The sequence below is a fragment of the Enterococcus sp. GC34 genome (assembly GCF_040886645.1).
GTDB classification, from domain to species: Bacteria; Bacillota; Bacilli; order Lactobacillales; family Enterococcaceae; genus Enterococcus; species Enterococcus faecalis.
Map to the genome: position 1 here is coordinate 32,335 of NZ_JBFOEF010000003.1, position 20,502 is coordinate 52,836.

At 36.9% G+C, this 20,502-nt stretch carries 19 protein-coding genes, 1 tRNA gene and 1 other annotated feature; of the genes, 3 read left to right on the forward strand and 17 right to left on the reverse strand.

Features of this window, described 5'->3' with window-relative positions:
* Positions 1–46 precede the first annotated feature (46 nt).
* The 12 genes from AB3I72_RS03860 to AB3I72_RS03915 all read right to left on the reverse strand — a co-directional run bounded on the left by AB3I72_RS03860 (position 47) and on the right by AB3I72_RS03915 (position 15,169).
* Complete coding sequence (locus tag AB3I72_RS03860) at positions 47–865, reverse strand: MetQ/NlpA family ABC transporter substrate-binding protein (protein WP_016616121.1); 819 nt, start codon at positions 863–865, stop codon at positions 47–49.
* 14 nt (positions 866–879) lie between these two features.
* Positions 880–1,566, reverse strand: coding sequence for a methionine ABC transporter permease (locus tag AB3I72_RS03865; RefSeq protein WP_002356640.1), 687 nt, complete (start codon positions 1,564–1,566; stop codon positions 880–882).
* Positions 1,559–2,596 (reverse strand): methionine ABC transporter ATP-binding protein, encoded by a 1,038-nt coding sequence (locus tag AB3I72_RS03870; RefSeq protein WP_002356639.1) that lies wholly within the window; start codon positions 2,594–2,596, stop codon positions 1,559–1,561. The genes AB3I72_RS03865 and AB3I72_RS03870 overlap by 8 nt, the downstream gene beginning before the upstream one ends.
* Before the next feature lie 113 nt (positions 2,597–2,709).
* Positions 2,710–2,957, reverse strand: a binding site (T-box leader).
* A gap of 53 nt (positions 2,958–3,010) precedes the next feature.
* Positions 3,011–3,325 carry a glycine cleavage system protein H gene (locus tag AB3I72_RS03875; RefSeq protein ID WP_011109554.1) on the reverse strand — a complete coding sequence of 105 codons (315 nt, stop codon included), beginning with the start codon at positions 3,323–3,325 and terminating at the stop codon, positions 3,011–3,013.
* A 5-nt stretch (positions 3,326–3,330) separates the two neighbouring features.
* Positions 3,331–3,690 carry an arsenate reductase family protein gene (locus AB3I72_RS03880; RefSeq protein WP_048949445.1) on the reverse strand — a complete coding sequence of 120 codons (360 nt, stop codon included), beginning with the start codon at positions 3,688–3,690 and terminating at the stop codon, positions 3,331–3,333.
* Positions 3,691–3,714: 24 nt separating this feature from the next.
* Positions 3,715–4,902, reverse strand: a complete 1,188-nt coding sequence (locus tag AB3I72_RS03885; RefSeq protein WP_002356636.1) for an FtsW/RodA/SpoVE family cell cycle protein — start codon at positions 4,900–4,902, stop codon at positions 3,715–3,717.
* A gap of 208 nt (positions 4,903–5,110) precedes the next feature.
* Positions 5,111–5,554, reverse strand: coding sequence for a hypothetical protein (locus AB3I72_RS03890; protein WP_002381534.1), 444 nt, complete (start codon positions 5,552–5,554; stop codon positions 5,111–5,113).
* Between the two features lie 366 nt (positions 5,555–5,920).
* Positions 5,921–7,357: a helix-turn-helix domain-containing protein gene (locus tag AB3I72_RS03895; protein ID WP_061101098.1), complete on the reverse strand. Its 1,437-nt coding sequence runs from the start codon at positions 7,355–7,357 to the stop codon at positions 5,921–5,923.
* On the reverse strand, positions 7,358–8,059 hold the full coding sequence (locus tag AB3I72_RS03900) for a bacterial Ig-like domain-containing protein (RefSeq protein WP_061101097.1): 702 nt from the start codon (positions 8,057–8,059) through the stop codon (positions 7,358–7,360). It abuts the gene before it with no gap.
* A gap of 196 nt (positions 8,060–8,255) precedes the next feature.
* Complete coding sequence (locus tag AB3I72_RS03905) at positions 8,256–12,998, reverse strand: bacterial Ig-like domain-containing protein (protein WP_368023595.1); 4,743 nt, start codon at positions 12,996–12,998, stop codon at positions 8,256–8,258.
* Between the two features lie 175 nt (positions 12,999–13,173).
* Positions 13,174–14,505, reverse strand: coding sequence for a hypothetical protein (locus AB3I72_RS03910; protein ID WP_002380627.1), 1,332 nt, complete (start codon positions 14,503–14,505; stop codon positions 13,174–13,176).
* 112 nt (positions 14,506–14,617) lie between these two features.
* Complete coding sequence (locus AB3I72_RS03915; RefSeq protein WP_002362234.1) at positions 14,618–15,169, reverse strand: helix-turn-helix domain-containing protein; 552 nt, start codon at positions 15,167–15,169, stop codon at positions 14,618–14,620.
* Between the two features lie 213 nt (positions 15,170–15,382).
* Between AB3I72_RS03915 and AB3I72_RS03920 the strand changes: the two genes are divergently transcribed.
* Positions 15,383–16,090 carry an AzlC family ABC transporter permease gene (locus tag AB3I72_RS03920; protein ID WP_002356628.1) on the forward strand — a complete coding sequence of 236 codons (708 nt, stop codon included), beginning with the start codon at positions 15,383–15,385 and terminating at the stop codon, positions 16,088–16,090.
* Positions 16,077–16,403 carry an AzlD domain-containing protein gene (locus AB3I72_RS03925; protein ID WP_002359670.1) on the forward strand — a complete coding sequence of 109 codons (327 nt, stop codon included), beginning with the start codon at positions 16,077–16,079 and terminating at the stop codon, positions 16,401–16,403. Before AB3I72_RS03920 ends, AB3I72_RS03925 begins: the two co-directional genes overlap by 14 nt.
* Positions 16,404–16,452: 49 nt before the next feature.
* On the opposite strand, the gene AB3I72_RS03930 is transcribed toward AB3I72_RS03925, so the two are convergent.
* Positions 16,453–16,525, reverse strand: a tRNA-Thr gene (locus AB3I72_RS03930).
* A gap of 158 nt (positions 16,526–16,683) precedes the next feature.
* Between AB3I72_RS03930 and AB3I72_RS03935 the strand changes: the two genes are divergently transcribed.
* On the forward strand, positions 16,684–16,920 hold the full coding sequence (locus AB3I72_RS03935) for a hypothetical protein (protein WP_002381528.1): 237 nt from the start codon (positions 16,684–16,686) through the stop codon (positions 16,918–16,920).
* A gap of 73 nt (positions 16,921–16,993) precedes the next feature.
* Here the strand turns inward: AB3I72_RS03935 and AB3I72_RS03940 are convergent, their stop codons facing one another.
* The 4 genes from AB3I72_RS03940 to AB3I72_RS03955 form a co-directional block, all read right to left on the reverse strand.
* Complete coding sequence (locus AB3I72_RS03940) at positions 16,994–17,266, reverse strand: membrane protein (protein ID WP_002356625.1); 273 nt, start codon at positions 17,264–17,266, stop codon at positions 16,994–16,996.
* A gap of 105 nt (positions 17,267–17,371) precedes the next feature.
* Entirely contained in the window at positions 17,372–18,001 is a 630-nt protein-coding gene (upp, locus tag AB3I72_RS03945; protein WP_002356624.1) for a uracil phosphoribosyltransferase, read from the reverse strand.
* A 131-nt stretch (positions 18,002–18,132) separates the two neighbouring features.
* Positions 18,133–19,371 (reverse strand): serine hydroxymethyltransferase, encoded by a 1,239-nt coding sequence (gene glyA, locus AB3I72_RS03950; protein WP_002356623.1) that lies wholly within the window; start codon positions 19,369–19,371, stop codon positions 18,133–18,135.
* A 75-nt stretch (positions 19,372–19,446) separates the two neighbouring features.
* Complete coding sequence (locus tag AB3I72_RS03955; protein WP_347495557.1) at positions 19,447–20,469, reverse strand: L-threonylcarbamoyladenylate synthase; 1,023 nt, start codon at positions 20,467–20,469, stop codon at positions 19,447–19,449.
* Positions 20,470–20,502: the final 33 nt, after the last annotated feature.

Sequence of the window (20,502 nt, forward strand, 5' to 3'; positions counted from 1 at the left end):
CACGCCTGTCCCGACCTCAAGTTTTTATTCTATTGTCTTTTTCTCTTTATTCATTGACTGGAACAATGGCACCGTTCCATTTTTTCGTAATCCAATCTTGGACTTCTTTGCTACGTAACACTTTGACTAATTTTTTTACATTTTCGTTGTTTTCGTCTTCTTTACGAACCGCAATAATGTTGGCATAAGGTGAACTTTCTTTTTCTAAGGCAATCGCATCTTTTTTCGGATTTAATCCTTGATCCACGGCAAAGTTTGAGTTAATTAAAACCGCAGCCCCTTCTTCATTGTCATAAAGAGTGGTCATGATTGCTGGATCACTTTCATGATTGAATTTCAACTTTTTAGTGTTTTTATCAATATCATCGAAAGTAGCAGTTGTCCGGTCTACCCCTTCTTTCAGCGTGATTAAACCAGCATCTTCTAAAATCGTTAAAACACGTGGCCAATCTGAAACGGAAGAGCTAACGTAAATCGTTGAACCATCAGGAATTTCTTGTAACGATTTGTATTTTTTCGAGTAAAGCCCAACTGGTTCTAAATGAATCGCACCTGCATTCACAAAGTCATAATCATTTTCTTTAACCGCTTCATTAAAGAACGGCACATGTTGGAAATAGTTGGCATCGATATCGCCACTTTCCAACGCCTTGTTAGGTAGCACGTAATCTGTATAAGTCGTCACTTCTAGTTTTACGCCTTCTTTTTCTAATAAAGGTTTTACATGTTCTAAAATCTCTGCATGTGGAACTGGTGAAGCTCCAACTTTCAAGACCGAGTCATCACTCTTTTTATTGCCGCAAGCCCCTAAAATTAAGACAGCTACTGCTACAGTAATTACTGACCATAATGTACGTTTTTTCATCTTATTCCCTCCATTTATCGTTTATCTATTTTTTTAGCGACTGTATCCCCAAGCCATTGAATCGCAAAGACAATAATTAAGATACAAATCGTTGCTACTAAGGTAACTGTATTTTGACCACGTTGGAAGCCATCTTGATACGCCAAACTTCCTAAACCGCCCGCTCCAATAGCAGCTGCCATTGCAGTGTAGCCCACTAAAGAAATGGTTGTAACGGTTAAGCCAGAAACAAGCGCTGGCAGACTTTCTGGTAATAGAACTTTCCAAATTATTTGGAAACGATTGGCCCCCATTGCTTTGGCTGCTTCAATCACGCCTTTATCAACTTCACGAAAAGCGATTTCGACCATGCGAGCATAAAAAGGTGCTGCGGAAATAATCAATGCTGGTAAGGAGCCTTTGACACCAGACATACTCCCTAAAATAATTTTTGTAAAAGGAATTAACAGAACGATTAAGATAATAAACGGAATCGAACGGAAAATATTTACAAAAATGGCCACTAGCCAATACAGTAATCGGCTCAAAATCCCTTTTCTGCCTGACGTTTCAAAAAGTAGTAGTCCTAAAATCAGCCCTAAAATGGCGACCACTATGATTGAAATCCCTGTCATATAGAGTGTTTCAATCGTTTTTTCTTGTAGTTTACTTATATCAATTTGCGAAAAATCAAAGAAACTTGCTAAGCCACGATTATTCATTTCCAATCACCTCTGTTTCTACACGAAGTTTACGTAATCCTTCAATGGCTGCTAGAATATTTTGCTCTTCGCCTAATAATTGAATATAAAGAGAACCCACTGCGCCTTGTTTCGTTTGCTGAATGTTCCCTTGAATAATGCTGACTTCTACTTGATATTCTTGGACAATATGCGAGATAATTGGCAATTTCGCTTGTTCGCCGTGGAAAAGTAGGCGAACAATTTTTCCATTCGGATATTGTTCCAACATTTCTTCGACAACCAGTTCCGTTTCTTCAATGTTTTTATCCGCTTCTTGTTGGATAAAGCGTTTCGCAATTTCTGTTTGAGGCTTTTTGAAAATATCGATTACTTTACCTTCTTCAACAATTTCACCATATTCCATCACGGCTACGCGATTACAGATTTTACGAATCACGTGCATTTCGTGGGTAATTAATACAACCGTTAAATTTAATTCTTGGTTGATTTTTAGTAGTAATTCTAGCACTTCATCGGTTGTCTGCGGATCCAAAGCACTTGTTGCTTCATCACAAAGCAAAATGTCAGGATTGTTAGCTAAGGCACGGGCAATCCCCACTCGTTGCTTTTGCCCACCAGAGAGTTGACTTGGGTATGCGGTTTCCCGTCCTTCTAAACCAACCAACTTGATTAACTCTTCTGCGCGGCTTTTCCGATTTTGTTTTGGAACGCCCGCAATTTCCAATGGGAGCATGATATTTTCTAGAACTGTCCGTGACCATAATAAATTAAAATGTTGAAAGATCATCCCAATTTTTTTACGGAAGTTTCGTAGCTCTTTATTTGGCAACAATGCAATATCTTGTCCTTGAATTTCTACTTCACCTTCTGTAGGTGTTTCAAGCCCATTTAATAGGCGAACCAACGTACTTTTTCCTGCACCTGAATAGCCAATAATGCCATAAATATCACCTGATTCAACCGTTAAATCAATATCTTTTAAAGCCGTGACTTTACCCGCTTTACCGGAAAACTCTTTTTTTACATGACGTAATTCAATTAATGCCATTTTGTTCTCCTCTTCTTTCTGTTCTACTTTCTTATTTTGAAGGTTTCGCACTTTTTATGAAACGAATTTGCTTAATAAAAACAAAAAAACTTCCATCCTTTTGCTATTACAGCAAAAAGGACGAAAGTTTGTCATTTCGTGATACCACCTTAATTCGCTATTATTTCTCAATAATAACCTCATACGGTACTTGATTCTTCGCATACCGTTGGCTGTAACGGGCGCCCCGTAGTAAGTTCACTGCTTCGCTCACTTACTCTGCTCAAAGACCATCTTCCATCTTAAATCTGTTACCCATTCTCAGCAAACAGGGCTCTCTTCAAACGTCCTTAACATGTACTCTTCTTTTCAAAGCTTTCTTTTGATTAGATTGAGAAAATTATAGCAATAAACATTGGCCTTGTCAACGTAAGACTAAAGATTTTCAAATTCTGTTGGTTCAACATCTGCTAAAACAGCAATCCAAGCATTTTCTTCATCTAACGCACTTGGCTCTTGATCAGCCGCTTCATTAATCGCGACTACCTTACCAGATAATGGACTACTGAATTCACTGACTGCTTTTTCTGCTTCTAATTCAATTAAAGAGTCACCTTTAGCTAATGTTTGTCCGACTTTTGGAAATGTTGCAAAAGTAATCTTCCCTAAATCCTCTTGGGCTTCGGCGGTTAAACCAATTTTATAACCTGCTTCTGTTGGTAAGATCCATAATTGATCGATTTGTTTCATTTCACTCATTTTCCAAGCACTCCTTCGTAATCTGTTTCTTTAAAACCATTCGTTAGAAATGTATTGTCTTTTAAGAGAATTGGACGCTTAATCAACATGCCATCCGCAGCTAAACGCTGACTTGCTTCTTCAATAGAAAAACTGTCAACCAGATCTTTTAAGCCTTGTTCTCTATATAAAACCCCACTTGTGTTAAAAAAACGACGAACAGGCAAGCCGGTTTCTTTCATCCATTTTGCTAGTTGTTCACTACTAGGCGGTGTTGCTTTAATATCAATCGCTTGGTATTTAACGCCTTGTTGATCTAGCCACGCTTTCGCTTTTTTACAAGTTGAGCATTTAGGATATTCATAAAGTGTGTACATTTCTACCCCTTCTTTCTTCTTTCTTTAACGACCACTTCTGGTACGAACCGTTTCTTGTTGGTAACGCATGGACATAATTAAGCCCACCCCAATCATGTTACCTAAAATGGAAGAACCACCTTGACTAATAAACGGTAATGGAATCCCAGTTAATGGTAGTAAACCAATATTCGCTCCAATGTTTTCAAAAACATGGAACAAAATCATCATGATAATTCCTGTGGCAATGTAGGCATAGAATTCATTATTTGTATCAAAACAAACGCGAATCATGCGGTAGATTAAAATAAAATACAACAAAATAATGAAACAGCCACCAATAAAGCCAAAGTTTTCACCAACAACTGTAAAAATCATATCTGACTCACGAACAGGGACATACACATCACTCACGTTAAAGCCTTTTCCGAAAAGCCCCCCAGAACCAATTGCTGTTAATGCTAGCGCTGGTTGGAATGAGCGATCTGGATCTGTATGGAAAGGATTTAGCCATAAATCAATCCGATCAAATTTATAGGCTTCGACCCCTAACTTAGACAATAAATCTCTACCTGTTTCTGTTGTAATCAAGTAAATAGTTCCTGCCCCCACTAGAGCAGCTAAAATAAAAACTGGCACAATAATTTTCCAAGTAATGCCAGACATTAAGAAAACTCCCCCAAAAATGGCTAAGAAAACTAACATCGTCCCGAAGTCTTTTTGTAAAAGTACTAAAACAATTACCGGAATCGCCACTAATAGCATTTTAGCGATTAGCCAAAAGTCGCTTTTGAGTGTTCGGTCCACATATTTAACATTATGCATGGTCACTATATAGGCCAACATCAAAATAAACGCAATCTTCATCAATTCCGATGGTTGGAATGTGGTGCCACCAAAGCGAATCCAGTTTTTAGAACCTGTTTGCTCTGCTAGCACGGGATCATAGAATTTCAGTAGTAATCCCATTAATACTAATCCAAGTGCATAAAAAACGGGCGTTAACCGCCAGAGTAATTTTGAGCTAAAATGCATAATAATGACAATACTTAATCCTCCGACTAAATACCACAGTCCTTGTTTCATTAACAAGCTACCAATTTTAGGTTTGCTTGGATCATTGTAAAGCGCTACGTAAAGCGATAGCATACCAATTAGTGATAAAAGAAAAACTGGTAATATCACGCCGTAATCAATTCGACTATCTAAATTTGTTTTCTCTTTTCTATTCATTCGTCATCCCTTTTCCTTTGTTCATACGTTTTTTATTATATCTTTCTCACAGAAGAAAAGAAAGGAATTCTACTATATTTGAGAAAAACTTTAGAGAATTCAATAAAAATTTTTCTTTTCGATCGCCATTTATTCATGCTTAATTTTTCTACAAAAATTACGTTTCTTCCACTTCAGATAGGTATAGATTGCTTTCTTTCCAAAATAGCTATTGATTGGCTTTCGTATTTGCTTCTGAAAATTGAATGGACCAACTTCCTTCTGCTTTAATTTCTAAAATATACGTATCTGCGTCTTTAGGAATTTGCGCCATTGTTTTTCCAATGTAATTTCCTTGCGTATCAATTAACTTTGCAATTTCTTGTCCATCACTGTCCACGATCCGAACAACTATTTTTTCCGTTCCTTTGAAAGTAATGTTTGCTATAACTGGCCCCTTTTTAAAAGCTAAGTTTGTAAATACATCATCACCGCTTCCTTTTTTTGAAAACATTGTTCCAGCTAGCTTATCATCTACTTCATTAATACTAGTACTTGCCTGGGTTGTCTCACCGTAATTATCATCTCTGGCAGATTGTGGACTATTAATGTTAATTTTACAACCAGTCAAAATTAATAATGCCAGTACAGATAACCAGATATTTTTTTTCATTTTCTCACATCCTCACAATGACACAACTAGTTAGAATCAACAATAATATGGCTGAGACGAGACTAATTTTTAAAAATTTTTTCATAAAAATACACTCCTTTTTCTTTTTTAAATGAGAATTATCAAAAATAAAACTCATCTATTTTTAATTATATCTATATTTTTTTTGATTCTCAATTCTTACTCGTAAAAAACGAGTGTGGAACAAAAATCCCTTTGGATTTTTGTTCCACACTCAAAACCTGATAAACGGCGGGAATAGCATCAACACTACACGCTTCGATATTTCTCTGTAAAATACGAACAGATAAAATCAGCGTACAACTTGGTCCTCGAAGCTAAACAATTCTGTCCCGCCCTCGTCTGTTATTCGCTTTTTCTTTGTTTTGTTTGTTGTAGCTCTTTATTAATTCGGACAATCTCGTTGCCAAAATTTTGCCAGTCGCTGGCTCGCGGGGGCGCTAGCCAAATTAAACATTTTACTGAAAATAACGTTTTTGGTAAATAATCTGAAACTACTAAATCAGTATCTGGTCGAATCGCTGAATGAAAGTGAATGCTGAAAGATTCGAATATTTTGATTTGTTCTTTGATAAACTGAGTATATTTTTCTCCTTGAGTAAAATTAACATAAAGATTGATTGTGCTTTTTTCATTCCTTTGGTCATAAAGACGGGATAACACTAATAGCAAATCAAAAAATAAAGAAAGCTTACTAAACTCAAACGCCGAGCAGTCCAACGCAAATAAAAACTGACGACAGCTATCAAAAACAATTGGGTAGCGTTCCTGAAAAAATTCTAAATCCATAATTCGTAAGGTGATATCGATAAACGGCGTAATAAAACGATGTTGATAAATAATCGGAACAATTTCTTGATAAAATTCTTCTTCCGAAATTGTAAACGGCATATAAGAAAAGAATAATGTTTTCGTAGCCGTAATTGCCTCATTGTGAGAACTCAGCAAATGTTCCGAAATAAGTTCACTTTGATAGACCGATAAATTACCGATAATTCCTTGAATTTCTGCGTTTTTCTCTGCATGAGTCGCCTTCATTACTTCGTTGATCCAACATTGAATTTCTTGATAAATCGAACTTCCTTCGTCAAAAACGAATGGATTTTCTTCTTGGGATAAAAAATAATTAGCTTTTCTCTGCGTTCGTTCTAATGCCACCAATACATAATGTTTAAATAAATAAAAATTAGTGATATTTTCATAAGAGCCTTTCAATTGAGCCAATAATTGGTTCACTGCGCGAAGATCTGTTTGATTATATACTTCTTCAGAATCTTTGTAAATTCGGTAATAGAGCATAGTAAAATATTGTCTAATCGCCATTTCATTGCCGCTAAGTTGTAAATTTTTGGATAACTTAATACCGTATTGCCCCAATTCTTTCCGGATATGGTCAACAATTTTGTATACAACCGTTCGACTCATCCCATGCTTTTCACCATATTTTTTGATTGAGGTAAACTGATGAAAGAAAATCGTTTTTAATAGATTAAATTCTAACGAGTCTTTTAAATAATATTCTTCAATAATACTTGAAGAAATACGAAGGCTTTGAGATAACAAAATTTCATTATTTTTTTCACTGATTTCCATCTCATTAATCAGACCAAAGCGTTGCAAATCTGCATTGATTTCTGTTATGTTCCGTTCTAGCAAATAAGGAGAAATAGCTAATTGCTTACATAAACGATCTTTTCGTTCAGAAAATGAATATTGTTGCTCTAACTTTCTAATAATCGCTAATTTTAAATTTTCCCGATCATCTAATAACAAGAATTCCATTTAAACTCTCCTTGTTCCATACAAAAGTGAGCCTGACAGGAAGCTTAAAGTGGTGCCAAATTGAGAGGACCCACTTGCCGCTCCTCCAGTAATTTCCACTGGGGCTATCGTATCTATTTTTTTCAACAACTCATCATTTAACAGCACCTTTTTATTTACTCGTTCCTGTTCAATTTTATTTTTCTTTTTCTCCTGTTTTGTTTGTTGCTCCTTTTCTTGTCTCGAAGCAATAATTGGTCTTTCAGGTCCAATCATTGCTTGACTATAAGGAAGCTCTGCAAGCACATTCCCCTCTGCAGCAAAATTAGTAGGGTTGACATACACCTTCGCAATAGAAAGGTATGACTCGTAACGGAAGGTTACAAAATAAAGGCCTACTTTTTGAGTATTTACATTATTTTCTATAATTACATTTTCTAAATTTAGAGGGCGTCCCTCTTTATCTTTTAGAAAAACAACATTGTCTAATGGTGACCATGCTTGATTAACTCCTACAAACGTGTCTTTTAATTTAAGTTCCGTTTGATTTTCTTTGACCGTAATGGTTGCTGTTTCAATTTTGCCATCCACTTCATAAGTCACGGTGTATTTGCCTGGTGTTGTCACTTCATTTGCATAGCTATTCACTGAAGCAATTAACATTCCTGAAGAAAGAAATAAGGCTGTGCCGATACTACCATAATAAATAGTTCGCTGGTTCATCTCGTTTATTATTCCTCCAAACTATTTCATAAAAACAACTATCTTAACAGAAAAACCTGCTAATAGGTGTTCTTAAACTAAGTCACTTGTAAAACTTCCTATTTTCCAAGGAAACAGCTACCCTCATTCATGCACTTATTCATCTTTTAAGCGTGGAACAAAAGTCACTTTAAACTTTTGCCCCACGCTCATTTAATTATTTTCGTTTCTTCTTGATGACTATACCACTAATAATCACAATAAGTAATACAACAAGTCCTAGCACACGATATAAACCATTAGTTTGTTCTCCCGTTTTTGGATAACGTCCTTGCTTGTCAGGTTTCACAATGTGTGTGACATACTGACTACTTTTTATCGTGGTTTGATTCGTTGAAGAACTAGTCTGGTTGTTCTCATTTTTATCTGGTAGCGGTGTAGGATTACGATCAATCACATGAACAGTTGCTACTGTCGTTAATTGACGAGGTGTTTCGTTTGAAAACATTGAGAAAAGTCGTGACTGCACAGCTGGTTTGGTTTCATTAACTGGCTCAGTGGTATAGGAAATCTGGTACTCTCCTGTTTTCTTTGTATCAACTTTCCCTTTTACTTGAACCTTATCAAAGGATATAGCATGACCGTCACGATCTGTTGCTGAAACGAAATTATCTTCTGGTTTCCACGAATCACCAACATAAATCGTTGTATCTTTAACCTCTAACTTAGATTGGTCGGGTTTGACGGTCACATGGGCTGTTTCTTCTTTACCTTCGTAACTGTATACGATTGGATAAACGCCTGCTTTGCTAGTATCAACTTGACCTGAAACAGTGATTTTTTCGAAGGGAACGTCTTGACCTGTTTTATCTGTCGCTGAAACAAAGTTCTCTTCTGGTTCCCATGAATCGCCGACATAAATCGTTGAATCTTTGACCTGTATGCGACTGTCATCACGAACATGAACGATTGCTTTCGCTTCTTTTGTGCCATTTTTATAGACAATTTCATAATCGCCTATTTTATCAACATTCACTGTTCCCTGAACATCAATTTTTTCAAACGGAACGTCTTGACCTGTTTTGTCTGTCGCGGAAACGAAGTTATCTTCTGCTTCCCATTTATCACCCACATAAATTGTTGTATCTTTGACCTCTAACTTAGACTGGTCGGCTTTGACGGTCACATGGGCTGTTTCTTCTTTACCTTCGTAACTGTAAATGATTGGGTAAATGCCCGCTTTGGTGTTATCAACTTGACCTGAAACAGTGATTTTTTCGAAGGGAACGTCTTGACCTGTTTTATCTGTCGCTGAAACAAAGTTCTCTTCTGCTTCCCATGAATCTCCCACATAAATCGTTGTATCTTTGACTTGTAAGCGACTGTCATCACGAACATGAACGATTGCTTTCGCTTCTTTTGTGCCATTTTTATAGACAATTTCATAATCGCCTATTTTATCGACATTCACTGTTCCCTGAACGTCAATTTTTTCAAACGGGACATCTTGACCTGTTTTGTCTGTTGCTGAAACGAAATTATCTTCAGGTTTCCATTTATCGCCGACATAAATCGTTGTATCTTTGACCTCTAACTTAGACTGGTCGGCTTTGACGGTCACATTAGCTGTTTCTTCTTTACCTTCGTAACTGTATACGATTGGATAAACGCCTGCTTTGCTAGTATCAACTTGACCTGAAACAGTGATTTTTTCGAAGGGAACGTCTTGACCTGTTTTATCTGTCGCTGAAACAAAGTTCTCTTCTGGTTTCCATGAATCACCGACATAAATCGTTGTATCTTTGACTTGTAAACGACTGTGATCAATTGTTTTAGTTAATGGAATTTTTAGTTGGTTGTCTCCTTTGACCAGCTTAATGGCTTTGCCTGTCAAATACTCTTCATCCACGGAATATTCCTGCGGTACATTCGTTACTCGCAAAGTATAATCACCTGTCATGATGGCATCAAAGGAGTATTGACCTTTTTCATCTGTTGTAAATTCGGTTGCTGTATGCGTGACATTATCAATTAGTTCAAAAGAAACCTTCGCAATTGCTTGGTTTTCATCCTCTATGTTATGCGTATAGAATGTGGCAGTTGCTAAATAAACAATACCTTCCGCATCACCTTCTGAGAATTTCAATGTGATTGGCGCAGTGGTGACTTTTTTATTGCTAGCAGACATCTGGTCCAATGTTTCAGAGTCGATTGTTGTTTCTGTATAGATTTGGCCAGCGTTTGCAGAGACAGTATTGTATTCAATCGTAATGTTTTCTGTCAATGTATAGTCTTTAAAAATAATTTTCGCACCGTTTGTAGTCTTCTCTAATGAATAAGCATCTTCTGGCACGCCTTTCACGGTAATAGAATTCAAATCGATTTGAGCATTGGTTGTGCCTTTTGGTGTTAATTCAATCGTTGGATTTTTCACACGATGTGTTTTATTATCAACATTTTTTGTTGTTACTGTCGTTTTTGTTACATTTTTTAATGTTGGATTCGCAGCTTGTGTTGCACTCAAAATGTCTAACGCTTCATTTTGAACAGAAACCGAAGCAGACCCTTCATTATTATTCGATTGTGGTTCTTTAGCTGTCCCTGTTATAGAAAGAGTTGGCACGTCGATCCAGCCATTGGCGTTTTTATACTCAATAATGTAACGTTTGTTGGTTTTTCCAAAATCAAACGTGTAACTATTGGTATTTTCGTCAAAAGTAATCGTTGGATATCCAGGGCTGTTTGGCGTCATTGGTTTATCAAAGTATTGACCGCGGTCCCAGTATTGTGGATAAATTGAATCTACCTGATCGTTTGAAACATCATAAATGTCAAAAAGAACATCGGCGCCAGCTGGAATTTTTGTACGGACGCTTAGTGAGTCAAAAGAATCATTTCGTGCATTGACAAGGAATTGATTTTTACTACTTTGAAGTGTTCGTTCAGAACCAATGTGTCGATTGGTATTTACTTCTGTTTCGATAGGGGAAATGCCATCAGCACTCATTGTCACAGGAATTTTATCAAAAGGAATACTTTTATCTTTTGGTAAACTATCTGGCACGTAATTAAAGCCAATTGGAATTTCAAGCTCATTTGTAATTGGCGTAGTGAACTTAATGATCGAACCATCTGAGGTTGGTGTGACTGTATAATCTTTCCCTAAAACATAATATGAAAAATAAATATCTTTTGTGGCTCTAACAGATAGATATTGCGGATGTTTTATTTTAATCTCTAAATTTTCAATGGGGTTGGCCTTACTACCTGCTACAGCAATTTCGGTATCACTCATATAAGCACCGTTTCGATCATAATTTCCCCATGTCGCTTCCGCATTCGTAGGATTTAACATAGCGATTGGCTCCACGTATTGATCGGATAGTAACTGAATGGCTTTATCGGGACCAATTACAGGTGTACTTAATGATAGATTAATGTCCTTCTTGTCAAAATCCATTGTTAAATCAGAAATATTTATTCTTAAATAGCTATCTTTTGTGGCCGTTAAGGTAAGCTTGCCACCTTCAGTTTTAATATCAAAATAGTCTTCCAATTTTACATTTTCATATAAAGGACCATACGCCGTAAATTTAGGATTCTTAATTTCTTGACCGTTTGTACTCTCTAATACGATTTGTTGACCCACTTTTGTTTCTGTTAATGTGCCATAAATTGTTACATAATATTTCCCTTTGCTTTGAAAACTGATATAGGACATACTACGCATTTCACGATCAGCAATTATTTTACTTGTTTGACTCGTCTTAGCAGTAAAATCGGTTGTTTTATTCGTTCCTGTCGTATTTTTTAACGAAAGAGAACCTAACTTGGTTGTTGGATATTGCTGATAAAATGAATAACTGTAGTCCGAAACACTCTCTAAATAAATTGTCCGATTAATCGATAAGGAATAGGCTTTTTGTTGATTCATGTTTGGAACAGTTACAGCAATCCGCCCGAGTGAATTATCGCTTAATGTATAATCTTTGCCAGGTGTTAACAAGGTTTGCGTTTCTGGTAAAATTTGACCATTAATGTCGACATCGTAACTGAAAACTTGAGGTTCCAAGTTATCTTGTTTTCCAAAGACAGCGCCTGGCGTCTCTGTTGTTAATAATTCTAATGTTTGATTGCCAGTTAACGTCCGGTCTAAATTATAAAAAATTTCGCCATCTAACCCTGTCGTTCTGGTTCGTTCGTTATATTGAATTGGTTCTACTTGTTCATATAAATCAAACGAGTAGGTTTTTTTATTTTTTCCTGGAGTTTCAATTTTGATTAATGGTTCCGCCTCTGTTGTTAGATAACTTTTTAGTTCTACTTTAAAGGAAGTATCTGAAACTCGTTGATTAAACGTAATACTTAATGTTTTGGTTGCCGCATCGACTGCCCAAGTTGCGCCAATGCCTGTCACTTCTCCGCTAACAGTTGAATAACCTAAATGTTCTGGTAATTGAACTGTATAAACTGATCCAGGTGCATAACCTGTGTTTCCAACAGCAAATTGGAACGTAGCGGTTACCGGTGTTGTATTTAATTCGCGGTGAACCTCTGTTTGGCTGTATTCTGTTCCACCAATCGGCGCAAGACTCATACTGTCAAGTAGTTCATCTGTAATTGGCGCTTGAACATCTGGTAGGGCTTTTTCATTAAGTGAGGTGTCCTTGTCCTCCGTTGTTTGTTGTTCAGATGGTGTAGCAGCATCACTGGAAGCTGTTGTGCTCGCCTCTGTGGTTTGCGATTCAGTTGTTGCAGTTGGTTGATTCATTTCTGAAGTATTCGTTGTTGCTAAAGGTAAAGATGGTGTTGAGTTCGATAACTCTGCCTCTTTTTTTGCTGTATCAGTGGTCTCTGTTTGTGCTTCTGTCGTTGTTACAGCATAGGCATTTGCGGCAAACCCGAAATTTTGTGCGAGAAGTATACTCAACATCACAAAAGAAAAAGTTTTTTTCTTCATACTAATCCCCTTTCAATAAAATTCATATAACCTAATAATAGCTTGTTAAAAATGAAACAATTGATTAATTTTTTTTGAATCTTCGAAAAAAAAAAACAGCTTTTCATAAAAAAATACTTGGAAAATCAGCCACAATCACTGTTTTTCCAAGTATTTTTTTATTAATATTTGTAAATTATCGTTTCTTTTGACGAAAAACGACCACGAAATAAACTGCAATAAACAATAACACTAAGAGCGAGTTACTATTTTTAATGAAAGTTAAAAATTGACTTGTTTGCGTTGAAATACCTTTGCCGCCAGTCAATTCTAATAAAAATTGTGTCGTGCCACCTTTGCCTACTACAGTGACTAACATAAGCGCCATCAAAATAAATTGATGGAATAAACTCCCTTTTGTTTGTGTTGTATATTTGATAAGGATGCGGCTATCTTTTGGCAAATCTGTCTCTTGATAATATCGCCTAGCTAAAAAGCTATTCAATGTGCTTTTGAAAAAACTCAAGAGAAACAGGCCTAAAATAGTCCACGAGGTAAGAAGTAATATTCCCAAACTTCCCGCCAGACCAACCATTGGTATGTTGTTTGACCATTGTTTCGTTTTACTAGCTGCAATCATTGCAAAAATCATCCCTAAAACATAAGGTAAATAGAGATAGATGCCCATATGAGCTCTGCCATAAACCCCTGCAACATAAATGGAACCAAATAAAAATAAATAGTTCCCGACAATCCCGTTAATCAAGGTCGCAAGATTCATTTCTAGCGATACTTTATACGCGCCGCGTTTGCCATAATGACTAACGAAAAGGACAGCCACCACAAAGAAACAGCAGGCGCCAACAATCGCATAATCAAATTCCACCGCATTCGTTAATAAGCGACCACTTCTTAATAAAAGTAATAACACAAAAAAGATAACAAACAGAATTAATTCTTTTCGTGAAACTTCTGCTGATTCTTCTTCTAGCTCGTTTAATGAAACAGGATAGCTCTTGATTGCTACTAAAGCAAGCAGAAAATAGAGCGCGTACACCAATAACGCCAGTCCAATCTCAGTCGCTTTAAAAAATAAAGCGCCAAATAAAACAGCGGTCAATAAGACTGTCGTTAAAAGATTGCTGTGACTGATTTTTTGACCTTCTTCTTTCAAGAAAAAGCGAATTGATTGATTACTTGGTGGCAACAACGCCCCACTAAGTCCTAACAACATTCCTGAAATACTATAAAGCGGGAAAGAAAAAGCGCCGGCGATCCCAATTAAGGATCCTGCCAAGCCTAACAATAGAGAAATCTTTAGTAGACCTAGACTAGTCAAAGACAAATTAATTCCTCGAACTAGAAAAATGCCTGTCATACGCAATGTATAAAATAAGACAAATGGTAAAATTGTTAGAAGGTTGTGTCCATCACTCAATTGAATGTAAAGTAAATAAGGCACAACAATAATCGTATTACTTAGTAAACTTAATGCTGTATTACCAAGACTTTCAATTTTTTTATTCATTTTGACCTCTTCTTTTATCTTTCATTTTCTATTATTTTTAGGGTAGCATTGTTTACTTTTTTTGTCCATAAAATAACAGATGTAGCAATTTCCTAATGTCTATTTTCCACTGTTACGTATAATAGTTAATGACGACTGCTTGGACTTTCTCTGTTCCGTCATTTATATACGTGTGTACTTGATTAGCATCAAAATACATAGCGGCGTCTTTTGGAAGAAGGTATCTCTGACCGCCCACTTCAAGAGCTAATGCTCCTTGAATAACCATGACATATTCTGTCGAACGTTTTGAATGCCCAACAGCTTGATACTTTTTCCCTGGATCTAATTCAAACTGAAAGAGTTCAAAGTTTCTTTCCTGGTTGTCTGAGTAGTAATTAAAGACTCGATAGGAGTGATCTTCAGAATGTTGTGTTACCGTCTCAGTTTTTTTAACCACGGGATTTTCTTTAACATAGTCATCTTCTAATAAATACGTATATGGAACATTGAGTCCATTACTTATTTTCCAAATTGTATTTATGGTAGGATTGGTGGTTCCTTTTTCAATCTGCGAAAGCATCCCTTTACTCACTCCGGTTATCCCAGCTAGTTCATCTAACGTAAGTTTTTTTTCTTGTCTAATTTTTTTTAAATTATTGCCAATAATTGTATTAATCTCCAAAATAGTTGCTCCTTCTGTTTCTTTTTATCATCCAAAAGTTTAATATATTGAACAAAAGTATTCTTTATTGTATTATACAATATATATCTTAGTTGTTCAAAAGGAGTGGTTAATAATGAAAACGCTCATTCGCTCGTTGTGTCTCATTATCGAAGGTCTAGATTTTCATACACACGTGTTTAAATTTTATACAGAAAGAAGGAAAAAAAGAGAATGAACCACCAATTAGATGCACGCACTGGCATTCGTGAAGCCTTGCCAACGGTTTTTGGCTATATTGGTATTGGCATTGCTTTTGGTATCGTAGGACAAGCAGCAGGTTTTTCCCCTCTTATTGTTAGTGCGATGTCGTTTTTTATTTTTGCAGGATCTGCTCAGTTTGTAACAGTTAGTATGTTGACTGGCGGCAGCCCTATCTTATCTATTGTGTTAGCGACTTTCTTAGTAAATGCGCGTATGATTCTTATGGGAATGACCATTGCGCCTTACTTTAAAGCCGAATCTCTCGGTAAAAATCTCTGGTTGGGAACCTTACTGACGGATGAAAGTTTTGCACTAGGAATGAATAAATTAAACCACACCAAAGGACGTTTAAGTTTTGAGTGGTTTAATGCTGCCAATTTGATTTCCTATGCGACTTGGGTTTTTTCGACGATCATCGGTGCCTATCTAGGGCGCTTTATTGCAAACCCTCAAGCATTAGGTCTTGAGTTTGCGGTTGTGGCTATGTTCATTGGTTTACTCTATCTGCAGATAATTAGTGATCGTTCCATGAAAATCGCTTTACAACTCATCATGGTCCTGATTACTTTTGGGTTGATGTCTATTGGTCTAATTTTTATTCCCAGTAATTTAATTGTCTTAGTTGTCACGTTAATCGGTTGTGGAATAGGAGTGATGATAAAACATGCCTTCTTCTGAGTATCTCTTTTTAACAATTTTAGGCTGTACCGTTGCAACCTGGCTTTCAAGAATACTGCCATTTTTACTTTTAAAAAAAATCAGTCTGCCACAGAAATTATTAGAATATCTAAGTTTTGTTCCCATTGTGATTATGTCAGCCTTATGGTTTAGTAGCTTATTTGAACAAAGAATTGGGCATTTACCAAGCCTCAATCTTCCTTATTTATTCGCTTCATTTCCTACCATTTTAGCCGCAATACTTACTAAAAACTTATTGCTTATTGTACTGGTAGGCATTGCTTCATTTGCACTAATCCAATATTTTATCTAAAAAAACAGACAGGCACTACCAGATGGTAGTGCCTGTCTGTTTTTTTAGATGCCAGCTGCAGGGATCGAACCTGTGACCTACGCGTTACGAGTGCGTTGCTCTACCAACTGAGCTAAGCTGGCCTGAAACAAATCTATTATAGGACTTTCTACTTTATTTGTAAAGTCTGTTTGTTATTTATTTATGCAAAATCTCTTTAAAATAAGCCAAATAGCGACTTTACAAACTTTTTTCTGAAAATGTGGTATAATAGAGATATCAAGAAAGGATGGTTTTTTGTATGTCAAATTTTAATGGTATGGTTACTCCTGTTGTTCCATCGGATGCTGGTAAGGATTTCGCCGTTGACACCCATGTTACTTTTCTTGTTCACGGACAGCCACAAACAGGCGTTGTTACGAAACAATTAAAAAATGCCGCTGTCGTCGAAATTGACGAAACGCAAAAAAACAATCACTTAATGGTGCACAGCAATGGTGTGATTGTTATTAATTACAAACAATTGAAAAAGATTTAATTCTTCAAGCGTGGGAAATTTCCCCCGCTCTTTTTTATGTACAGAATTGGAATACTTTCCAATTCGTCGGAAACTATAATGCTGTAATAAACGCAAAAAAACCAAAAATAATTCCGGGCACATTAGCAAAAATAATGGACTTATCTCGTGTTTCTCCATCGTCTCCATATAACCCATGAATCGTCCAAAAAATACAATTAATCATTGCCACTAATGGTTGCGTCGGATTGCCTTTTTCCCCATGTAAATTTCCATAAATTTGTGGAATATATGAAACATACATCAAAACTGACATCACACTAGCAATCACAGCGATAGCGTGTAAGACTTTTTTATTCTTTTTCATAGCTACTCCTTTGTTTTTTTATTTTTTATTATACACCTAGAAAAGTTCTTTAAGCAAAAGAAAACCGTTAGTAACCATAATCGGTTACCTAACGGTTTTTTGTTATTATTTTGTTCCGAATAAACGGTCACCAGCATCCCCTAAACCAGGAACGATATAGCCGTCTTCGTTTAAGCGCTCATCTAAAGCTGCTGTATAAATATCTACATCTGGGTGCGCTTCTTGTAAAGCTTTCACACCTTCTGGAACGGCCACTAGACATACAAATTTAATGTTGCTAGCACCACGTTCTTTTAAGGAATCGATGGCCATAATTGCGGAACCACCTGTTGCTAGCATTGGGTCAACAACAAATAATTGACGACTTGCAATGTCTTCAGGTAATTTCACGAAGTATTCATGTGGTTGCAATGTTTCTTCATCACGGTAAAGTCCAACGTGTCCAACTTTCGCTGCTGGAATTAATTCTAAAATCCCATCAACCATGCCAATGCCGGCACGTAAAATAGGAATGATTGCTACTTTTTTCCCTGAAAGTGTTTTTTGTGTTGATTTACCCATCGGTGTTTCGATGACAACATCCTCTAAAGGCATATCCCGTGATACTTCATAAGCCATTAACATAGCAATTTCGTTGACAACTTCGCGGAAAACCTTTGTCCCACAGTTCTTTTCGCGAATCATTGTTAGTTTGTGTTGAATTAGCGGATGATCAATTACTTGAAATTTTCCCATATCTATTCTCCTTCATTATTTTATTCTTTCTTATTGTAAAACAAAAGAGCCTAGGACACAAGTTGAATTCCTTAAATCCTAAGCTCCGACTCTTATTTGTACAGAGAATCGCGCTTCAGCTATCCCTGATGTTAGTTATATAATGGATATTTTTTAGTTAGCGCTGCTACAGCTGCTTTGACTTCATCATGAACTGCTGTATTTTCTGGATCTTTTAAGACTTGAACGATTAATTTGGCAACTTCTACCGCATCTTCTTCTTTAAAACCACGTGAAGTAATCGCAGGCGTTCCAATACGGATACCACTTGTTTTAAATGGACTTAATTGTTCAAACGGAATTGAATTTTTATTGACAGTAATATTTACACTATCTAAAATAGCTTCTGCTTCTTTTCCATTTAAACCAAAACCTGTCACTTCGATCAGTAATAAGTGGTTGTCTGTTGCCCCACTAATTAAACGAGCTTCTGGCGCTTGATTGAAAACTTTCGTCATCGCTTGTGCATTTGCAATCACTTGCTGACTATATTCAGCAAAACTTGGATCCAAAGCTTCTTTAAAAGCTGCGGCTTTTCCGGCAATCACATGTTCCAACGGGCCACCTTGAATGCCTGGGAAAATACTACTATTTACTTTTTTCGCCAATTCTTCGCTATTTGTCAAAATTAAACCGCCACGAGGACCACGCAATGTTTTATGGGTCGTACTTGTTACGATATCGGCATACGGAACTGGATTTGGGTGCAACCCTGAAGCTACCAAGCCTGCAATATGCGCCATATCAACCATTAACTTGGCATCTACTTCATCAGCGATTTCACGGAAACGTTTGAAGTCAATCGTTCGTGAATACGCACTTGCGCCTGCAACGATTAGTTTTGGACGATGTTCCCTTGCTAAAATTCGCACGACATCGTAATCGATTACTTCTGTTGAAGGATCCACTCCATAACTAACAAAATTATAGGTTTTTCCACTAAAGTTAACGGGCGAACCATGTGTTAAGTGACCACCAGCTGATAAATCCATCCCCAAAATGGTATCACCTGGTTCAACCAATGAAAGGTATGCCGCTGTATTGGCTTGAGAACCTGAATGGGCTTGTACATTCGCGAATTTTGCACCAAATAATTCTTTGGCACGATCAATAGCTAAATTTTCTACGATATCGATAAATTCACAACCACCATAGTACCGTTTGCCAGGGTAACCTTCTGCGTATTTATTCGTTAAAATACTTCCTTGGGCAGCCATAACCGCTTTTGACACGACATTCTCAGATGCGATTAGTTCCAAGTTATTTTCTTGGCGCTCTTCTTCTCTTGCAATTGCATTCCATAAATCTGGGTCATACGTTTTGTAATCCATTCAAACAACACTCCATTTTGTTTTCTTTTGTCTGATTGTATCATACTTCTGTGTCAGCTTCGTTACAAATACCTCTTATTTTTCAAAAAATTTTTGATTGGCTGATTTTTTCAAGCGATTCATGTAAGCAGTGCCTAAACCAGTTTCTGCAAATCCTTGTGCAAAAATCGTGGTAGCTCCTTGCTCATCTAACGCTCTTAACCCTGCAAATAGTTCTTTTGTGGCATTTTCAACCGTTTCTGCACCATAAGAATAAACAAACGCATTTTCTGTATCTAGTTGTGCTGCCTGTTCATCACTTAAAAATAAGCCGATTTTTTCCTGTTGTTCTTTTGCTTGCTGAATCGCCGCTTGCCATTCTGCTGTTTGACCGCTTATAATCCAAACTTCCGCATCAGGAGAATAGTGTTTGTATTTCATCCCTGGCGCTTTGGGTGCTGCAGTTTCACTAATCAAATGTGTATCGATTTTCACTTGAGGAATAATGCTTTCCAACTGCTCTTTGGTAATTGCTCCTGGTCGTAAAATAACTGGCACACCATCTTCCGCCGTTAAATCTAAGACCGTTGATTCCACCCCAATCTGCGTTGGGCCATCATCTAATATGGCAGCAATTTTCCCCTGCAAATCATGATAAACATGCTCTGCAGATGTTGGACTAGGCTTGCCAGAAGTGTTCGCACTTGGTCCGACCAATGGAACATTGGCTTGTTCAATCAAAGCTAAGGTCGCTTGGTTATCTGGCATACGAAAAGCGACTGTCTCTAAACCACCTGTTACTGTTTTAGAAAATGTATCCCTAGGCACATTAAAAATTAAAGTTAATGGTCCCGGCCAAAAGGCAGACACCAATTTTGTAGCGACTTTTGGTAAGGTCGCTACGTATTTTTTGACCATTTCAACGTTGTTCACATGAACAATCAATGGATTATCACTGGGGCGGCCTTTTACTTGGTAAACTTTTTTTACTGCCGCTTCATTTAAGGCATCGGCACCTAAGCCATAAACAGTTTCTGTTGGAAAAGCCACTAGCTCGCCTGCTTGAATGGCTGCTGCTGCTTGGGCTATTTCTTGTTTGGTTAATTTTTTTGTTTCCATTGCAAATCGCTCCTTCTAGAAAAGTGGCGACGA

Bases quoted from the DNA above. Each gene is read 5' to 3' on its own strand.
- AB3I72_RS03860 (WP_016616121.1), bottom strand. From the start codon at position 865: ATGAAAAAACGTACATTATGGTCAGTAATTACTGTAGCAGTAGCTGTC.
- AB3I72_RS03865 (WP_002356640.1), bottom strand. From the start codon at position 1,566: ATGAATAATCGTGGCTTAGCAAGTTTCTTTGATTTTTCGCAAATTGAT.
- AB3I72_RS03870 (WP_002356639.1), bottom strand. From the start codon at position 2,596: ATGGCATTAATTGAATTACGTCATGTAAAAAAAGAGTTTTCCGGTAAA.
- AB3I72_RS03875 (WP_011109554.1), bottom strand. From the start codon at position 3,325: ATGAAACAAATCGATCAATTATGGATCTTACCAACAGAAGCAGGTTAT.
- AB3I72_RS03880 (WP_048949445.1), bottom strand. From the start codon at position 3,690: ATGTACACACTTTATGAATATCCTAAATGCTCAACTTGTAAAAAAGCG.
- AB3I72_RS03885 (WP_002356636.1), bottom strand. From the start codon at position 4,902: ATGAATAGAAAAGAGAAAACAAATTTAGATAGTCGAATTGATTACGGC.
- AB3I72_RS03890 (WP_002381534.1), bottom strand. From the start codon at position 5,554: ATGAAAAAAAATATCTGGTTATCTGTACTGGCATTATTAATTTTGACT.
- AB3I72_RS03895 (WP_061101098.1), bottom strand. From the start codon at position 7,357: ATGGAATTCTTGTTATTAGATGATCGGGAAAATTTAAAATTAGCGATT.
- AB3I72_RS03900 (WP_061101097.1), bottom strand. From the start codon at position 8,059: ATGAACCAGCGAACTATTTATTATGGTAGTATCGGCACAGCCTTATTT.
- AB3I72_RS03905 (WP_368023595.1), bottom strand. From the start codon at position 12,998: ATGAAGAAAAAAACTTTTTCTTTTGTGATGTTGAGTATACTTCTCGCA.
- AB3I72_RS03910 (WP_002380627.1), bottom strand. From the start codon at position 14,505: ATGAATAAAAAAATTGAAAGTCTTGGTAATACAGCATTAAGTTTACTA.
- AB3I72_RS03920 (WP_002356628.1), top strand. From the start codon at position 15,383: ATGAACCACCAATTAGATGCACGCACTGGCATTCGTGAAGCCTTGCCA.
- AB3I72_RS03925 (WP_002359670.1), top strand. From the start codon at position 16,077: ATGCCTTCTTCTGAGTATCTCTTTTTAACAATTTTAGGCTGTACCGTT.
- AB3I72_RS03935 (WP_002381528.1), top strand. From the start codon at position 16,684: ATGTCAAATTTTAATGGTATGGTTACTCCTGTTGTTCCATCGGATGCT.
- AB3I72_RS03940 (WP_002356625.1), bottom strand. From the start codon at position 17,266: ATGAAAAAGAATAAAAAAGTCTTACACGCTATCGCTGTGATTGCTAGT.
- upp (WP_002356624.1), bottom strand. From the start codon at position 18,001: ATGGGAAAATTTCAAGTAATTGATCATCCGCTAATTCAACACAAACTA.
- glyA (WP_002356623.1), bottom strand. From the start codon at position 19,371: ATGGATTACAAAACGTATGACCCAGATTTATGGAATGCAATTGCAAGA.
- AB3I72_RS03955 (WP_347495557.1), bottom strand. From the start codon at position 20,469: ATGGAAACAAAAAAATTAACCAAACAAGAAATAGCCCAAGCAGCAGCA.